The organism is Rhodovulum iodosum (assembly GCF_041020385.1).
Classification (GTDB): domain Bacteria; phylum Pseudomonadota; class Alphaproteobacteria; order Rhodobacterales; family Rhodobacteraceae; genus Rhodovulum; species Rhodovulum iodosum.
The window spans coordinates 790,975-807,195 of sequence record NZ_JBEHHI010000001.1 but is presented as its reverse complement, the minus strand read 5'-3'; the positions used below and the strand labels follow the sequence as shown (position 1 = coordinate 807,195).

16 protein-coding genes are annotated in these 16,221 nt (G+C 68.6%); 9 read left to right on the top strand and 7 right to left on the bottom strand.

Annotated features, from left to right (window positions below; genetic code table 11):
* Position 1 precedes the first annotated feature (1 nt).
* The 3 genes from Ga0609869_RS03890 (at position 2) to Ga0609869_RS03880 (ending at position 2,662) form a co-directional block, all read left to right on the top strand.
* A complete protein-coding gene (locus tag Ga0609869_RS03890) occupies positions 2 to 802 on the top strand; it encodes a trypsin-like serine peptidase (RefSeq protein WP_125407529.1) in 801 nt (266 codons plus the stop codon).
* Between the two features lie 130 nt (positions 803 to 932).
* Complete coding sequence (locus tag Ga0609869_RS03885) at positions 933 to 1,415, top strand: Hsp20 family protein (protein ID WP_125407532.1); 483 nt, start codon at positions 933 to 935, stop codon at positions 1,413 to 1,415.
* A 410-nt stretch (positions 1,416 to 1,825) separates the two neighbouring features.
* Positions 1,826 to 2,662, top strand: a complete 837-nt coding sequence (locus Ga0609869_RS03880; protein ID WP_125407535.1) for a VPLPA-CTERM sorting domain-containing protein — start codon at positions 1,826 to 1,828, stop codon at positions 2,660 to 2,662.
* A 486-nt stretch (positions 2,663 to 3,148) separates the two neighbouring features.
* On the opposite strand, the gene Ga0609869_RS03875 is transcribed toward Ga0609869_RS03880, so the two are convergent.
* Complete coding sequence (locus tag Ga0609869_RS03875; protein ID WP_125407538.1) at positions 3,149 to 4,621, bottom strand: NAD-dependent succinate-semialdehyde dehydrogenase; 1,473 nt, start codon at positions 4,619 to 4,621, stop codon at positions 3,149 to 3,151.
* Positions 4,622 to 4,693: 72 nt separating this feature from the next.
* On the opposite strand from Ga0609869_RS03875, the gene Ga0609869_RS03870 reads away from it, so the two are divergent.
* On the top strand, positions 4,694 to 5,485 hold the full coding sequence (locus Ga0609869_RS03870; protein WP_125408215.1) for a hormone-sensitive lipase: 792 nt from the start codon (positions 4,694 to 4,696) through the stop codon (positions 5,483 to 5,485).
* Here Ga0609869_RS03870 and Ga0609869_RS03865 read toward each other — a convergent pair.
* Positions 5,482 to 6,489, bottom strand: a complete 1,008-nt coding sequence (locus Ga0609869_RS03865) for a P1 family peptidase (RefSeq protein WP_125407541.1) — start codon at positions 6,487 to 6,489, stop codon at positions 5,482 to 5,484. The two genes, Ga0609869_RS03870 and Ga0609869_RS03865, sit on opposite strands and share 4 nt — an antisense overlap.
* A gap of 70 nt (positions 6,490 to 6,559) precedes the next feature.
* Positions 6,560 to 7,300 carry a glucose 1-dehydrogenase gene (locus tag Ga0609869_RS03860; protein ID WP_125407543.1) on the bottom strand — a complete coding sequence of 247 codons (741 nt, stop codon included), beginning with the start codon at positions 7,298 to 7,300 and terminating at the stop codon, positions 6,560 to 6,562.
* A gap of 82 nt (positions 7,301 to 7,382) precedes the next feature.
* Here Ga0609869_RS03860 and Ga0609869_RS03855 point away from each other — a divergent pair, with 82 nt between their 5' ends.
* Positions 7,383 to 7,979 (top strand): 2-hydroxychromene-2-carboxylate isomerase, encoded by a 597-nt coding sequence (locus Ga0609869_RS03855; protein ID WP_125407546.1) that lies wholly within the window; start codon positions 7,383 to 7,385, stop codon positions 7,977 to 7,979.
* Here Ga0609869_RS03855 and Ga0609869_RS03850 read toward each other — a convergent pair.
* Genes Ga0609869_RS03850 through Ga0609869_RS03835 form a run of 4 tightly spaced genes read right to left on the bottom strand, consistent with a single transcriptional unit; the run spans position 7,976 to position 12,766 of the window.
* On the bottom strand, positions 7,976 to 9,427 hold the full coding sequence (locus tag Ga0609869_RS03850) for an aldehyde dehydrogenase family protein (protein ID WP_438826871.1): 1,452 nt from the start codon (positions 9,425 to 9,427) through the stop codon (positions 7,976 to 7,978). The genes Ga0609869_RS03855 and Ga0609869_RS03850 overlap by 4 nt on opposite strands.
* An 8-nt stretch (positions 9,428 to 9,435) precedes the next feature.
* A complete protein-coding gene (locus Ga0609869_RS03845; RefSeq protein WP_125407550.1) occupies positions 9,436 to 11,007 on the bottom strand; it encodes an ABC transporter ATP-binding protein in 1,572 nt (523 codons plus the stop codon).
* The gene (locus tag Ga0609869_RS03840; RefSeq protein WP_125407553.1) at positions 11,004 to 11,825 is read right to left on the bottom strand and encodes an ABC transporter permease; all 822 of its coding nucleotides are present in this window, start codon (positions 11,823 to 11,825) and stop codon (positions 11,004 to 11,006) included. Before Ga0609869_RS03840 ends, Ga0609869_RS03845 begins: the two co-directional genes overlap by 4 nt.
* A complete protein-coding gene (locus Ga0609869_RS03835; RefSeq protein ID WP_125407556.1) occupies positions 11,822 to 12,766 on the bottom strand; it encodes an ABC transporter permease in 945 nt (314 codons plus the stop codon). The genes Ga0609869_RS03840 and Ga0609869_RS03835 overlap by 4 nt, the downstream gene beginning before the upstream one ends.
* Before the next feature lie 119 nt (positions 12,767 to 12,885).
* On the opposite strand from Ga0609869_RS03835, the gene Ga0609869_RS03830 reads away from it, so the two are divergent.
* The 4 genes from Ga0609869_RS03830 (at position 12,886) to Ga0609869_RS03815 (ending at position 16,168) form a co-directional block, all read left to right on the top strand.
* Entirely contained in the window at positions 12,886 to 13,182 is a 297-nt protein-coding gene (locus Ga0609869_RS03830) for a hypothetical protein (protein ID WP_125407559.1), read from the top strand.
* Positions 13,183 to 13,350: 168 nt separating this feature from the next.
* Positions 13,351 to 14,565, top strand: coding sequence for an aminopeptidase P family protein (locus Ga0609869_RS03825; RefSeq protein WP_125407562.1), 1,215 nt, complete (start codon positions 13,351 to 13,353; stop codon positions 14,563 to 14,565).
* A 113-nt stretch (positions 14,566 to 14,678) separates the two neighbouring features.
* Complete coding sequence (locus Ga0609869_RS03820) at positions 14,679 to 15,485, top strand: L,D-transpeptidase (RefSeq protein WP_125407565.1); 807 nt, start codon at positions 14,679 to 14,681, stop codon at positions 15,483 to 15,485.
* The gene (locus Ga0609869_RS03815) at positions 15,482 to 16,168 is read left to right on the top strand and encodes a D-lyxose/D-mannose family sugar isomerase (RefSeq protein ID WP_125407568.1); all 687 of its coding nucleotides are present in this window, start codon (positions 15,482 to 15,484) and stop codon (positions 16,166 to 16,168) included. Before Ga0609869_RS03820 ends, Ga0609869_RS03815 begins: the two co-directional genes overlap by 4 nt.
* Positions 16,169 to 16,221: the final 53 nt, after the last annotated feature.

Below are 16,221 nucleotides of genomic sequence, written 5' to 3'. Positions count from 1 at the left end.
GATGCAGAGGCTGGCGGCGATCCTGATCGGCCTTGTGCTGGCCGCGCCCGTTCTGGCCGATAGCGGGCTGCGCCTTCTGACCCAGCGCGACGACCTGCTGGGCTGGGAGGCCGTCGGACGGGTCGATCTGGGCGGCGGATTCTGCACCGGCGTGCTGGTCGCCCCCGACCTGGTGCTGACCGCCGCCCATTGCCTTTATGACGGCCCGCGCCGGCGCGACCCGCGCCAGATCACCTTTCGCGCAGGGCTGGCAGGCAAGACCGCGGTGTTCGACCGGGCGGTGCGGCGCGCGGTGGTCGATCCGGGCTACGACCCCGTGACCGCGGACGGGCTGGTCCGGCTCGAACACGACGCCGCGCTTTTGCAACTGGCCGAGGCGATCCCCGCTGCCGCGGCGGCGCCGTTCGTGCCGGGCCTGCACGTGGCGCCGGGGGCGGCGGTGAGCGTGGTGTCCTACGCCGCGGGGCGCGAGGATGCCCTCGCATGGCAGCCTGAATGCACCGTGCTGCAACGCGGGCCGCTGGCCTACGCGTTTTCCTGCGACGTTACATTCGGCGCCTCCGGCGCGCCGGTTTTCGAAAGCGGCTCGGGTCGCGCGCGGATCGTCGCCATCGTATCGGGCGGCGGCAAGGATGGTGACGGGCAGGTGGCCTACGGGCCCCGCGCCGGCCCCGCGCTCGACCGGCTGCTGGCCGCCCTGCGCGCCGGCAAGGGCGTGTTTCCGAAAGAGGAATTCACGATCCGCCGGTTGCCCGCCACTGGTGACGACCGCGATATCGGCGCGCGCTTCGTCCGGCCCTGAGCGGGGGTTGAAACCCGCGGACGACCTTCCCAAATGCACATTTGCGGATGCCGGTACCGGGTCCGCGACGACCGCCCGTCCCGCCGCAAAGGGAGGGCACTACAGACATCGCTCAATGGAGGATGACACCATGCGACACTATGATTTCGGCCCGCTCTACCGTGCGACCGTGGGCTTTGACCGGATGGCCGACCTGATGGATCAGGTCCTGTCCAGCGAAACCGCCCAGCCGGGCTATCCGCCCTACAATATCGAGAAAACATCGGATAACGGCTATCGGATCACCATCGCCGTGGCCGGGTTTTCTGCCGATGAACTGGCCGTCGAGGTCAAGGAAAACGCCCTCGTCGTGTCCGCGCGCAAGGCGCCCGAGACGGGCGAGCGCACGTATCTGCACCGGGGCATCGCCACCCGTGCCTTCGAGCGCCGGTTCCACCTGGCCGATCATGTGCGTGTGTCCGGCGCCATACATGCCGACGGCATGCTGCATATCGACCTCGTGCACGAGGTTCCCGAGGCGCTCAAGCCGCGGCGGATCGAGATCGCGACCGATGGGGCGCAGCAGATTTCGGCGACGCCCGCACCCGCTGAGCGCGAGGACGCGTCGGCCTGACGCCATTTGCGGCAGTGCGAAAAAAAAACCGGAAAATCGGGAGTCAAGCGGGCGCAAGGCCGCCATGATTCACGCCCTTCCGCCACAGAGATGCCGTCTCTGTGGCGGAATTTTGATATTTTTATGATGATCTTATCCAATTTCAGGAAACAATGCCCCGATTGGCGCGAGCGTTGTTCGCTGAGCGGCGACAGAGGCGCTACGCCCTTGATCCGAATCGCCACAATCGGTTAACTGATCTTAAGGACTTCGGTCCATCTGTATGCCACCGCTGAAAGTGGCAGCCGCTTTTGTGCGCGTCAGGGCAAGGTTACGACGCGGGCAGGCATTGAGTTTTGGGGCTGCAGGTGCAGTTCTGAGTATATTTTACGGGCTCATTCGTGTGGCCGTATTTAACGAGGAGACAGGGCATGACCCGTATTTTCAATCTGGCGCTGGCTGGTATTTCGGTGGCCGCAATTTCGGCAGGCGCCGCACAGGCCACCGTTTGGACCATCGAAGATTTCAACTCCACCGTCAGGTATGACGACACCTACACGGGCGAACCGAGCGGCGTGTTCGACTGGATCGTCAACGGCATCGACGTGATGTACGAAGAAAACTTCTGGATCCGTGTCGGCGACACCGGCCCGGAAGAGGCGCTGACTTCGCTGGAGCTCGTGGGTATCCAGGTTTCCGACACGAACGCGTTCGTCGACGATCGCCCGGACGTGCTGAGCGCGCGCTACGCCAAGGCCGGCCTCTTCACCGCCGATGTCCGCTACTCGCTGCAGGGCAGCCCGGGCGGCTGCTGCTCCGACCTTGCCGAGCAATTGACCATCTCGAACACCAGCGAGCGCACGCTGCGGCTGTCGGTGTTCGAGTACACTGATTTCGATATCGGCGATATCATCGACGATGTTGCCTACCTGGAAGACGAAGACACCTTCGTCCAACTCGGCAACGGCTTCCGCACCGAGGTCATCACCGGACCGAACCCGGACGCGTGGGAGATCGATTACTACAGCAACATCCGTGACATGCTGACCGATGGCGATGCGGACAACCTCAGCAACACCACCTCGCCGCTGGGCTCGGGCGATCTGACCTGGGCCGCACAGTGGGACTTCGTCGTTCCCGAAGGCGGCTCGGTGACCATCAGCAAGGACAAGCTGGTGATCTCGACCATTCCGGTGCCGGCTTCGTTCGGCCTGCTCGCCGCGGCGGTTCTGGGCTTCGGCGCCTTCCGCCGTTCGCGCAAGTCGTAATCCTCGGCTGAGCGAAACGACGTTTATCGGAAAGGCGGCCCTCGGGCCGCCTTTTCCCGTTCGGGGCGGGCCGTTTCGCCATTCTCGATCGCATCCGGCACGATGCCGCGCGGTCCCTCGGCGTTCTTGAAACGGTCCCGGCAAAAGGCCCCGGCGTTGCGGGCCGCGTCAGCCCTGCGGCAGCGCAAGGAACATCCTCGCGCCCGAATGGTCGTCCACCCTGTCTTCGTTGGCGGGCACCGGCATCGTGCAATCTGTGGCGATGGCCAGCCCCTGGACCTTGTCCCTCCGATAGCCGCCGGTCGCGGCCAGTTGGGGATCAGATCGGTACCGGCGTCTTGGGGATCGCAGGCCGATCACCGCCCGGCGGCGCGCGCTGCATCTCGGCCATGGTCTCGACAACGGTGAAAGCCGCCATGCTGCTGCAATGCCCCGCCTCGGTAACGCACCGACGGGGCAGTGCCGCAACGCCGGGCGCCTGCGCCGCTAAACCGAGACGCAGATATACTTCATCTCGAGATAGTCCTCGATGCCGTGACGGCTGCCCTCGCGGCCCAGCCCCGATTGCTTGACGCCGCCAAAGGGCGCCACCTCGGTGGAAATCAGCCCAGTATTGACGCCAACGATGCCATATTCCAGCGCCTCGGCCACCCGGGTGACGCGGCTGATATCCTTGGCGTAGAAATAAGACGCCAGCCCGAAGATCGTGTCGTTGGCCATGGCGATCACGTCATCCTCGGTCTCGAACCTGAACAGCGGTGCGAGCGGGCCAAAGGTTTCCTCGCAGGCGAATTGCATCTGCTGGGTGGCGCCGGTGACGATGGTGGGCTCGAAAAACGTGCCGCCATTGCCATGCCTTTGGCCGCCCTTCACCACCGTTGCACCCTTTGCGGTGGCGTCGGACAGATGCGCCTCGACCTTCTCCATCGCGGCTTGCGAGATCAGCGGGCCCAGATCGGTGCCCTCGTCCAGCCCGTCGCCGACCGTCAGTTTGTCCACCGCCGCGGCCAGCTTGTCGGCGAAGGCGTCGTAGACGCCGGCCTGCACGTAGATACGGTTGGCGCACACACAGGTCTGCCCGTTGTTGCGGAACTTGCAGACGATGGCGCCCTCGACCGCCGCATCCAGATCGGCGTCGTCGAAGACGATGAAGGGCGCGTTGCCACCCAGCTCCATCGAGCATTTCTTGACCTGCTCGGCCGCCTGGCCCAGAAGGATGCGCCCGACCTCGGTCGAGCCGGTAAAGGTGATCTTGCGGATGGCGGGGTTTTCGCAGAACTCCTTGCCGATCTCGGCCGAGCTGCCCGAGGTGATGACCGAGAACACGCCGGCCGGAATGCCCGCCCGTTCGGCCAGCACACCCAGCGCCAGCGCCGAAAGCGGAGTCTCGCCCGCCGGCTTGATGAGAAAGCTGCAGCCCGCGGCCAGCGCCGGCGCCGCCTTGCGGGCAATCATCGCGTTGGGAAAGTTCCACGGCGTGATCGCGCCCACCACGCCCACAGGCTGGCGGATGACGCTGATCCGCTTGTCGGTCTGGTGGCCCGGGATCGTCTCGCCATAGATCCGCTTTGCCTCTTCGGCGAACCATTCCACGAAACCCGCCCCATAGGCGATTTCGCCCTTGGCCTCGGCCAGCGGCTTTCCCATCTCGGCGGTCAGGATGATGCCCAGATCCTCCTGATTCTGCATCATCAGGTCGAACCATGCACGCATGATGGCCGCGCGCTCTTTTCCGGTCCGCGCGGCCCAGTCCTTTTGCGCCGCCTCCGCCGCGGCGATGGCCCGCGCGGTTTCGGCCCGGCCGAGGTCGGGCACGGTGGCGATGACGTCGCCGCGGGCGGGGTTGGTCACCTCGAAGGTCGCCCCGTCATCGGCCCCCGTCCAGTTGCCGGCAAGATAGGCCTTCGCGGCCAGCAGGGTGGGGTCGTTCAAACGGGACTTGAGATCGGTGGTCGGCATCGGTCATCCTCCGCTTCGGTTTATATCTGGCAAAACACGGAGGGGCAGGGGATGTCCAGCGACGCGCGGAAAATTGACTGGGACGACGCCTATGCCAACATGCCCCACATTCCGGGCGGCGCCGATTACCCGCCGCGCTGGGCGGCGGCGGCCGAGGCGTTCCGCGCAACCGTGCGCGGCGAGACCGATCTGCCCTACGGCGATCATCCGCGCCAGCGTTTCGACCTGTTCCTGCCCGAGGGCGCGCCGCGCGGGCTGGCGGTGTTCGTCCATGGCGGCTATTGGCTGCGCTTCGACAAATCGCTCTGGTCCCATCTCGCCGCCGGTCCGCTGGCGCGCGGCTGGGCGGTGGCGATGCCCTCTTACCGGCTGGCCCCCGAGGTGGCGATTTCACAGATCACCGCCGATGTCGCCCGCGCACTGCCCGATATCGCCGCGCGGGTCGACGGCCCTGTCGCCCTCGCCGGCCATTCGGCCGGCGGGCATTTGGTGGCGCGGATGCTCTGTGAGGACGTGGCGCTGACGGGTGACGTTTCCGCCCGCATCCAGCGTGCGGTCTCGATCTCGCCGGTCAGCGACCTGCGCCCGCTCCGCAACACGGCGATGAACGCCGATTTCAAGTTGACCGAAGAAGCCGCCCGCGCCGAAAGCCCCGTCTTTCACCGGCCCCGGCCGGACGTGCCCGTCCAGGTCTGGGTCGGCGGCGACGAACGCCCGGTCTTTCTCGACCAGGCCCGCTGGCTGGCCGAGGCCTGGCCGGGCGCGCAGCTGACCGTGGTGCCGGGCAAGCACCATTTCGACGTGATCGAGGGGCTGGAGGCGCCCGACAGCCCGCTCACCGAGGCGCTGCTCGGCGGGCTCTAGCCCCGCCGCCCACCGCCCGCCGCAAAGCGCGCCTGCCAGCAGGGCTTGGGATCGCCCGGCGCGGACGCCGCGTGATAGACCCCCCGCGCGATGGCGCGCGCCAGGCACACCGCCGCCGCATGGCCCAGCCGCAGCGCCTCGAACCCGCCTTCGGGCAGGGGCAGTGCCCCGGTCGCCGCGGCAAAGACCAGGTCGCCGTCAAAGGGCGTGTGGCTCGGCACCAGCGCGCGGGCCATCCCGTCATGGGCGGCCACGGCCAGCCGCGTCGCCTCGGCCTGGGTGAGTGCTGCATCGGTGGCCACGATGGCGATGGTGGTGGCCTGCCCCAGCCCCGCCTCGGGCCGCGGCTCGGCGCCGGGGTCGTGGCGCCCCGCCCCCAGCCCGCCGAACTCCGTCTCCATCTCGAAAGGCGCGGCCCAAAACTCCGGCCCGCCCCCCATCACGGCCGAGCCCAGCGCATTGACCGCCACCAGCGCGCCGACGGTGATGCCGCCATCCAGCACCAGCGAGGCCGAGCCAAGCCCGCCCTTGAGATCGGCGGTCATGGCTCCGGTGCCCGCCCCTGCGCTGCCCAGCGCGACCTCCGTCCCCGCCGCATCCAGCGCCGCACGCCCCAGCGCCTTGTAGGGGTTCTCCGCCCAGCCCTTGTCACCGCCATTGAGCAGATCGAACAGGATCGCCCCGGGCACGATCGGCACGCGCTGCCCGCCGACGGCAAAGCCGCGCCCCTGCGCGCGCAGCCCGTCCGCCACGCCCGACGCCGCGTCCAGCCCGAAGGCCGACCCGCCCGCCAGCACCAGCGCGTCGACCTCCTGCACCAGCCGGTCGGGTGCCAGCAGCTCGGTCTCCCGCGTGCCCGGCGCGCCGCCCATCACATGCACCGCCGCCACGAAGGGCGCCGCGCCCAGCACGACGCTGACGCCGGTTTTCACCCCGTGATCTTCGGCCTGGCCCACCTGCAGGCCCGCCACATCGGTAATCAGGTTCCGCGCCCCCGGCCGCATCGCGCCAGCTCCCCGCTTCTTCTTGGTCAAAATACCCAAATGGCGCAGCGCCGGCCACGGGCGCGGCGCCTCAGATACAGCGCCCGCCATCCACCTCCAGCACCGCGCCGGTAATCATCGCCGCCTCGTCCGAGCACAAAAAACACGCCGCGCTGCCCATGTCCTCGGGGGTGGAAAACCGCCCCAGCGGGATCGTGGCCAGGAACTTCGCGCGCATCTCGGGCGTGTCCGCGCCCATGAAACGGCCCAGCAGCGGCGTCTCGCCGGCCACCGGGGCCAGCGCGTTCACCCGCACGCCATGGGGCGCCAGCTCGACCGCCATCGCCTTGGTCGCCGTGATCATCCAGCCCTTCGAGGCGTTGTACCAGTTCAGCCGCGGCCGCGGCGACAGGCCGGCGGTCGAGGCGATGTTCAGGATCGCCCCTGCGCCGGCTGCCTTCATCGGCGGCACCAGGTACTTGGCGGTCAGAAAGACCGACTTGGCGTTGACCGCGAAAACCCGGTCGAACTCGTCCTCGGGCAGGTCCTCCAGCGGCTGGGGCAGGTGGGTGATGCCGGCATTGTTGACCAGGATGTCGACGCGGCCCCACAGCCCCAGCGCGGTCTCCGCCATCGCCTCTATCGCGCCGGCCTCGGCCACGTCCGCCACATGGGCGACGCCGCCGACCTCTTCGGCCATGTCCGCCGCCGCCCCGGCGTCGATATCGGCCACCATCACCTGCGCGCCCTCGGCCGCGAATCTCCGCGTGATCCCGGCGCCAAAGCCCGACCCGGCGCCGGTGACGATCGCGGTCTTGCCCTCCAGACGCATCCGGTGCCTCCCGTTTCAATGCGCCGCGCCCGGTTTGACAGAATCGCGGCCCCGACCGCAGACTAGCGCCAGAGGACGCGCGATGCACAAAATCGATTTCTGGGTCTCGATCGGCAGCACCTATTCCTTCCTCACGGTGATGCGGATCGGACGCGAGGCCGCGGCCCGCGGCGTGAGCGTCACCTGGCGTCCCTTCAATGTGCGCAAGCTGATGATGGCGCAGCAGAACGTGCCCTTTGCCGGCAAGCCGGCAAAGCTGGCCTACATGTGGCGCGACGTGGCGCGGCGGGCCGCCCGGCACGGGCTTTCGGCGCAGGTCCCCGTCGAGTACCCGATCCCCGAGCTGGAAAAGGCCAACCTGGTGGCGACGATCGGCTGCGACGAGGGCTGGGGTCCCGATTACATCGCAGAGACCTATCGCCGCTGGTTTCACGACAACCAGCCTCCGGGCCAGGCGCCCAACCTGACCGACAGCCTGATCGCGGTGGGGCAGGATCCCGACCGGGTGGTGCCTCTGGCCGAGGCGCCGGCCACGCGGCGCGTGCTGAACATGGTCACGGCCGAGGCCGAGGCGCTGGGCCTGTTCGGCGCCCCCAGTTTCGTCGCCGATGGCGAGCTTTTCTGGGGCGACGACCGGCTGGAAGACGCCCTCGACTGGGCCGCGGGCGCGCGCGCCTAGCCGTGGCGGGCGGCCACCGTCTTGACCGTCGAAAACCCGTAAAGCGCCTCGAACCCCTTTTCGCGCCCGTGCCCGGACAGGCCGGTGCCGCCAAAGGGCAGCTCTACACCGCCGCCCGCGCCGTAGTTGTTGATGAACACCTGTCCCGCGCGCAGCCTCTTGGCCAGCCGCATCTGCCGGGCCCCCTCGCGCGACCAGACCGCGGCGACGAGGCCGTAGCCCGTGCCGTTGGCGATCGCCGCCGCCTCGTCTTCGTCCTCGAAGGGGATAAGCGCCTGGACGGGCCCGAAGATCTCTTCCTGCGCCAGCTTGTGGGCGGCGGGCACCCCGGCCAGCAGGCGCGGCGCCAGGTAATGCCCGCCCGCCGGCGCGTTGCCGAGGATCGTGCCCTCGGCGGCGGTTTCCAGATCGGCCCCGTCCGCGAGATAGCTCTCGACGATGGCCTTCTGCCGGGCCGAGATCAGCGGCCCGACATGCGCGTCGTCCATCGCCGGGCCGACCGTGAGCGCGCGGTAGCGGCTGGCCATCATCGCGGTCAGCCGGTCGTAGACCGGCCGCTCCACCAATATCCGCGAGGCGGCCGAGCAGGTCTGGCCCGCGTTCTGAATGCCCGCGTTCACCAGAAACGGCAGCGCCGCGTCGAGATCGGCATCGGCAAAGACGATCTGGGGCGACTTGCCGCCCAGCTCCAGCGTCACCGGCACCACGTTTTGCGCCGCCGCGGCCTGCACCAGCCGCCCCACCGCCAGTGACCCGGTGAAGGAGATGTGGTTGACCCGCGGATGGGCGGTCAGCGCCGCGCCGGCCTCTTCGCCCAGACCCGGCACCACGTTCAGCGCGCCCGGCGGCAGCCCGGCCTCCTCGGCCAGCTTGGCAAAGGCCAGCGCCGTCAGGCAGGCCTCTTCGGCGGGTTTCAGCACGCAGGCATTGCCCATGGCCAGCGCCGCCCCGACCGAGCGGCCGATGATCTGCATCGGGTAGTTCCACGGGATGATATGGCCCGTCACCCCGTGCGGCTCGCGCAGGGTGTAGACGGTGTAGCCGTCGAGATAGGGAATGGTCTGGCCCATCACCTTGTCGGCGGCGCCGGCGTAGAACTCCATGTAGCGGGCCAGCGCCAGCGCGTCGGCTTTCGCCTGGCTCAGCGGCTTGCCCACGTCGGTGGCCTCGAGCGCGGCCAGTTCGTCGGCCCGGCCGCGCACGAACTGGCCGATGCGGGCCAGCACGCGGCCCCGCTCGGCGGCGGTGGCGTGCCCCCATGCGCCGTCGCGGGCGGACTCGGCGGCGGAAACGGCGGCGTCGATATCGCCCGGCCCGCCGCGCGCGATCGTGCCGATCTCCTCCCCTGTCGAGGGGTTTTCGATGGGCAGGCTCTGGCCCGTCAGCGGTGCCTGCCAGTGCCCGGCGACAAAGCACCGGTCGGTCGGAAACCACAGGTCTTTCAGGATGTTGTCGCTCATCTCGGCACCTCCAGCTCGGGCGCCGCGGCCAGCAGCGCCTTGGTGTAATCGTGGTTGGGCGCGTGCAGCACCCGCTCGGTCGGGCCTGCCTCGACGATCTCGCCCGCGCGCATCACCAGCACCCGGTCCGTGATCGCGCGCACGACATGCAGGTCGTGGCTGACGAAAAGGTAGCTGAGCCCGAACCGCCGCCTCAGATCGGCCAGCAGGTCGAGGATCTGCGCGCGCACCTGCACGTCCAGCGCCGACACCGCCTCGTCCAGCACGATCAGCTCGGGCCTGGTGATCAGCGCGCGGGCGATGGCGATGCGCTGGCGCTGGCCTCCCGAGAATTCGTGGATGAATTTCACCGCGTCCCCGGGGGCGAGGCCCACCGACGACAGCGCCTCGGCCACGCGCGTCTCGGCGTCGTCGGGGCGGCCGGTCAGGTGAAACGGCTCGGCGATCAGTCGGCCCACGCGGTGACGCGGGTTGAAGCTGCCGTAGGGGTCCTGAAAGACGATGTTCATCTTGCGGCGAAGCGGGGCAGGCATCCGTTCGCCCGCCGTCACCGCCTGCCCGTCGAGTCTGATCTCGCCCCCTTGCAGCGGGTCTAGCCCGAGGATCGCGCGGGTGAGCGTCGATTTCCCGCAGCCGGATTCGCCCACCAGCCCCACGCTTTCGCCGCGGTTGATGTCAAAGCTGACGCCCTTGACCGCGCGAAACGGGGGCGGGCGTCGAAAGAGGCTGTGCCGGGCCTGGGGATAGCTGCGCTCGACCCGCGCGACGCGCAAGAGCGGCGCTTCGGCCGCGGCGGGCACCGGGTCGGGCCGGTGGGTCGCGGCCTCGAACAGGGCGCGGGTATAGGGGTGGCGGCGCTGGGCCAGCACCTCGGCCGCAGCGCCCTGTTCCACGATCTCGCCCCGGCGCATCACCGCCAGCCGGTCGGCCAGCCCGGCCACCACCGCCAGGTCATGGGTGATGAAGAGAAGGCCCATCCGCTCTTCCTCGACCAGCCCTTTCAGCAGATCGAGGATGCGCGCCTGTGTGGTCACGTCCAGCGCGGTGGTGGGCTCGTCGGCGATCAGCAGTTGCGGGCGCAGCGCGATGGCCATGGCGATGCAGACCCTTTGCCGCTGGCCGCCGGACAGCTCGTGCGGGTAACGGGTCAGCGGAAAACGGGCCGCGGGCAGGCCCACCCGGTTGAGCCGTTTGCCGGCCTCGCGCAGCGCCTCGGCGCGGCTGGCGACGCCGTGGATCACCAGCGTTTCCGCCACTTGGTCGCCGATGTTCTGCACCGGGTTCAGCGCGGTCATCGGCTCTTGAAAGATCATGCCGATCTGGCGGCCCCGCACGTCGCACATCTGCGCTTCGGAAAGCTGCAGCAGGTCGGTGCCGTCCAGCCGCACGGCGCCGCTGGCCCGTGCCCCGTGGGGCAAGAGCCCCATCATCGCCAGCGCCGTCATCGACTTGCCCGAGCCGCTTTCGCCCACCAGCCCGGCGATCTGTCCGCGCTCGACGGCAAAGGAGACATCCGTCAGCACCCGCGCCCCGTGGATCGCCACCGATAGCCCCTCGACCCCGATCACCGCGCCGCCCTCCTGAGCCTTGGGTCGAGCGCATCGCGCAGCCCGTCGCCCATCAGGTTGAGCCCCAGCACCATCAGCACGATGGCCAGCCCCGGCAGGATCGCCAGCCGCGGCGTGGTGTAGATCATCGTCTGCGCCTCGGCCAGCATCCGGCCCCAGCTGGGCGTGGGGGGCTGGGCGCCCAGGCCGACATACGAGAGCCCCGCCTCGGCCAGGATGCCGAGGGAAAACTGGATCGTGCCCTGCACGATCAAGAGGTTCGCGATATTGGGCAGGATGTGTTCGACGCTGATCCGGGCCGGACCCTTGCCGGCCACCCGCGCGGCGAGGATGTAATCCAGCGTCCAGAGGCTAAGCGCGCCGCCGCGGGTGACGCGGGCGAAGACGGGGATATTGAAGATGCCGATGGCAAGGATGGCGTTGACCGCCGAGGGGCCGAAGACGGCGGTGATCAGGATCGCGATCACCAGCGCCGGAAAGGCAAAGATCAGATCGTTGCCGCGCATTATGATCTCGTCGATCAGGCTGCCCCTGTTGGCCGCCGCGATCAGACCCAGCGGCACGCCCAGCCCCATGCCGATGCCCACCGCGACCAGCGCCACGGCGATCGAGGACCGCGCGCCGACCATCAGCATCGACAGAAGGTCGCGCCCGAACTGGTCGGTGCCCAGCACGTAATCGCCGCCCGGTGGCCTCAGCCGTTCGGCGATGTTCAGCGCCGCCACGTCATGGGGGACCCAGACCAGCGAAACCGCGGCGGCGACCAGGAAAACCGCGCTCAGCATGCCACCGGCGTAGAGTTGCACCCGCCCCGTCATCGCCGCCTCAGGCGTGGGTCGACGGCGGCATAGGCCAGATCGACGACAAAGGTGACGAGGATCACCGCGAAGACCAAGAGCATCACCACGCTTTCCACCACCACCAGGTCGCGCTGGGTGATCGCCTGAAAGATCAGCCGCCCGAGGCCGGGCAGGAAGAACACGTTCTCGATGATGATCGCGCCCGCGAGCAGGAACGAGAATTGCAGCCCCATGATGGTCAGGACCGGGATCAGCGCGTTCCTGAGCGCGTGCCGCCTTATCGCCTGGGCGCGGCTCAGCCCCTTGGCCCGCGCCGAGCGGATGTAATCCTGCCCCAGCGTCTCGATCAGCGCCGAGCGCATGACGCGCGCCAGGATCGCGGCCTGCGGCAGGGCCAGCGCCACCGCCGGCAGGGTCAGCGCCTTGAGGCCGGGGAAAAGTCCTGCCTCCCAGCCCGGAAAGCCGCCCGCCGAGAACCAGCGCAGATTGACTGCGAAGACCAGCACCAGAAGCATCGCGAACCAGAAATTCGGCACCGCGATGCCCAGCTGAGTGGCGCCCATGATGCCGTAATCCGCCGCGCTGCCGCGCCGCGCCGCCGCCGCCAGCCCCACCGGCACGGCGATAAGGACGGTCAGCGTCAGCGCATAGGCGGCCAGCGGCAGCGACACGACGAGGCGCTGGGCCACAAGGTCGGCCACCGGCACGCGGTAGGTGTAGGACTGTCCGAAATCGCCGCGCAACATGCCGCCCGCCCAGGAGATATAGCGGTCGGCCAGGCTGCCGCTCAGCCCCAGTTCCCGCCGCAGCGACGCCACGGCCTCGGGCTCGGCGTTCAGCCCCAGCATGAACGCCGCCGGGTCGCCCGGAATCACCTCGATCACCGCAAAGATCACGAGGCTGGCCACCGCCAGGCTGAGGCCCAGCGACAACAGCCGGAGGAGGGTAAAGCGCAGCATCGGCGGGGCAATCTCCTGTCTCGCGCGCCCGACGTTAGGGCCGGGGCGCGCCCCGGTCCAGTGCCGGCGGCTTGCGATGCGGCGCGCGCGGCGCCAGACTGCACCGAGACGGAGGGCCCATGGGACGGATGCCGGTCGCGCTGCGGTTTCTGATCATCAACGTGCTGGTGCCCTTGGCGGCGCAGCCGATCCTCGGCGCGGTGCCGGGGGCCGTGCGGCTGGGCGCGGTGCTGGCCGCCGCGCCGCTCTTGCTGGCGGCCAACCTGTGGCACATCCTGCGCTTTGCCGAATGGCGCGCGGTCTTTGTCGCAGTGGTGCTGGCCAACCTTGCGGCGACGGTTTTCCTGGGCACGCTGGCGCTGGCCACGGCGGTGCCGGCTGTGATCTGGCTGGCGGGGGGCGGCGCAGGGGGCTGATTTCCTCTTGCCAGCGGGGCAGCGCCTTGCCAATCATCGCGCCGGGCCTGTGGCGATGGCGTCGCCAAGGGGCGCGCCCATGCCGCCCCCCGCCCACCTGTCTTCCTTCCTGTACGCCGGGACCCCCTTATGGCCCGGGGCGCCCGGGCCGGATGACCGGAGAGCCACATGAGCCAGACCGACCGCCCCGCCTTTTACCGTTTTCACAATGGCGATAAGGCCCCGCTGCCGTTTTCGCCGCAGGAATACGACACCCGCCTGATGGGCCTGCGCAGCGCGATGGACGCCACGGGCGCCGATGTCGCCGTGCTGACCTCGATGCAGAATATCGCCTATTACTCGGGGTTTCTCTATTGCAGCTTCGGGCGGCCCTACGCGCTGGTGGTCACCGCGTCCGAGGCGGTGACGATCAGCGCGGGCATCGACGCGGGCCAGCCCTGGCGGCGCTGTCATGGCGACAACATCACCTATACCGACTGGGCGCGCGACAATTTCTGGCGCGCGGTGGCCCATGTGGCCGGGCAGGGCCGCGCCGTGGGGTATGAGGGCGACCACCTGACGCTGGCCCAGAAAGGCAGGCTCGACGCTGTGCTCGCACCCCGCGAAACGGTCGATATCGCGCCGGCGACCATGCAGCAGCGGATGCGCAAGAGCCCTGCGGAAATCGCGCTGATCCGCGCCGGCGCGCAGGTGGCGGATGTGGGCGGCTACGCCATCCGCGACGCGGTCAGGGAGGGCGTGCGAGAGATCGACGTGGCCATGGCCGGCCGCGACGCGATGGAGCTGGAGATCGCCAAACGCTTTCCCGACGCCGAGTATCGCGACACCTGGGTGTGGTTCCAATCGGGGCTCAACACCGACGGGGCGCACAACCCGGTGACAGCGCGCAGGCTGGAACGCGGCGATATCCTGTCGCTGAATACCTTCCCGATGATCTCGGGTTATTACACCGCGCTCGAACGCACGATGTTCGTGGGCGAGGTGGACGACGCCAGCCTTGCCATCTGGCAGGCCAATGTCGCGGCCCACGAATACGGCATGTCGCTGTTGAAACCCGGCGTGAGCTGTGCCGACGTGACCCATGCGATCAACGCCTTCCTCGCCGAGCGCGACCTGCTGCAATACCGCAGCTTCGGCTACGGTCACAGCTTCGGGGTGCTCTCGCATTATTACGGGCGCGAGGCAGGCCTGGAACTGCGCGAGGATATCGACACGGTGCTGGAACCGGGCATGGTCATCTCGATGGAACCCATGCTGACCATTCCGCAGGGCCGGCCCGGCGCGGGGGGCTATCGTGAACACGACATCTTGATCGTTTCCGATGAGGGCGCCGAGGACATTACAGGCTATCCTTACGGGGTCGGTTACAATGTGGTCGGATGACACCAGCGCGGGGCGGATGAGATGGCGCGGGCTTGACGGCCGGAACAAACCGCGCCGTTACTTGTTGATAACAAGAGCTATTTGAAAGCCGCCCGAGTTTAAGGTCTCCCCTCATGCCCAAATCCAGCCCGATTGACACGCCCCGTCCCCCTGTGCGCCTGTCGCGCCGGGGGGTTCTGGGCGGCGCGCTGGCGCTGGGCGCATGTCAGGCCACACCGTACGACGCCGCGTCGGTACCCCTGGGCCCGCCAGCCTACGTGATGCGGCGCTATGGTGAGATTTTTGACGGCGGGTTCCGCATCGCGCCCGTCCCGCAACGCTATCTCAGCGAGCGGACCTATCGCGTGACCGTCGCCTATACCGGGCCCGAGCCGCCGGGCACCATCGTGGTCGACCCTTATGCGCGGGTTCTCTATTTCGTGACCGGCCCCAGCCGGGCGTTTCGCTACGGCATTGCGGTGGGCCGCGCCGGCAAGGGGTTTTCAGGCAACGCGGTGATCCGGCGCAAGGAGGAATGGCCCTCTTGGCAGCCAACCCAGAACATGATCCGCACCGAGCCGCAGTTTTACGCCCAGTATGCCGATGGCCTGCCCGGCGGGCCGACCAACCCGCTGGGGGCGCGGGCGCTTTACCTCTACAAGGGCAGGCGCGACACCTATTACCGAATCCACGGCACCAACGATGTGAAATCCATCGGCCACGCCACCTCGGCGGGCTGCATCCGCCTGTTCAACCATGACATTCTCGATCTTTACGAGCGGGTACCGCTGGGCACGCCCGTGACTGTACGCTCGGCAGGCGACTCGCTCGCCTTCGAAGGTCGGTTCATCGAGGGCCCCGACGGTTTTCTCGAACGCGTGGCGCCGCCCACGGTCTGGCCCTCGGGCTGGGACCTGCCGCCGATCGAACCGGTCCTGTGAAACGCTCTGACATCAACGCGATCGTCTCGGCGGCCGACCGGTTCATCGCCGGGTTCGGGTTCGCCCTGCCGCCCTTTGCCGGCTGGACGCCCGCGCAATTCGGCGACGAGGCGCCGAACGCGCGGCGACTGGTCGATGCGCGGCTTGGCTGGGATGTGACCGATTACGGGCAGGGCCGGTTCGACGAGCTGGGCCTCGTGCTGTTCACCCTGCGCAACGGGCGCATCGATGAACTGCAGGCGGGCCGCGGCATGGTTTATGCCGAGAAACTGTTGATCTCGCGCGTCGGCCAACTCTCGCCCATGCACCGTCATATCGTGAAAACCGAGGACATCATCAATCGCGGCGGCGGTGCTCTGGCGGTCGAGCTGTTCGCGCTGGCGCCCGACGGCGGGCTCGACCGCGCCGCGCAGGTGCAGGTGCTGTCGGACGGGAAATGGTGCACGCTGCCGGCGGGCGGCGTCCTGCGGCTGGCGCCGGGGCAAAGCGTGACGCTGACGCCCGCGCACTGGCACGCCTTCTGGGCCGAGGGTGCGGATGTGCTGATCGGCGAGGTATCGACCGTCAACGACGACGAGACCGACAATATCTTTGCCGATCCCCTGCCACGGTTTTGCGACATCGACGAAGACGAGCCGCCGGCGCGGCTGCTGGTCTCCGACTATGCCCGTTTTTTGGGCTGACCCGTGCCCCCGATTGGGGTTGAGATCTGCCAAAAGCGCAATAGGTGGTCTGG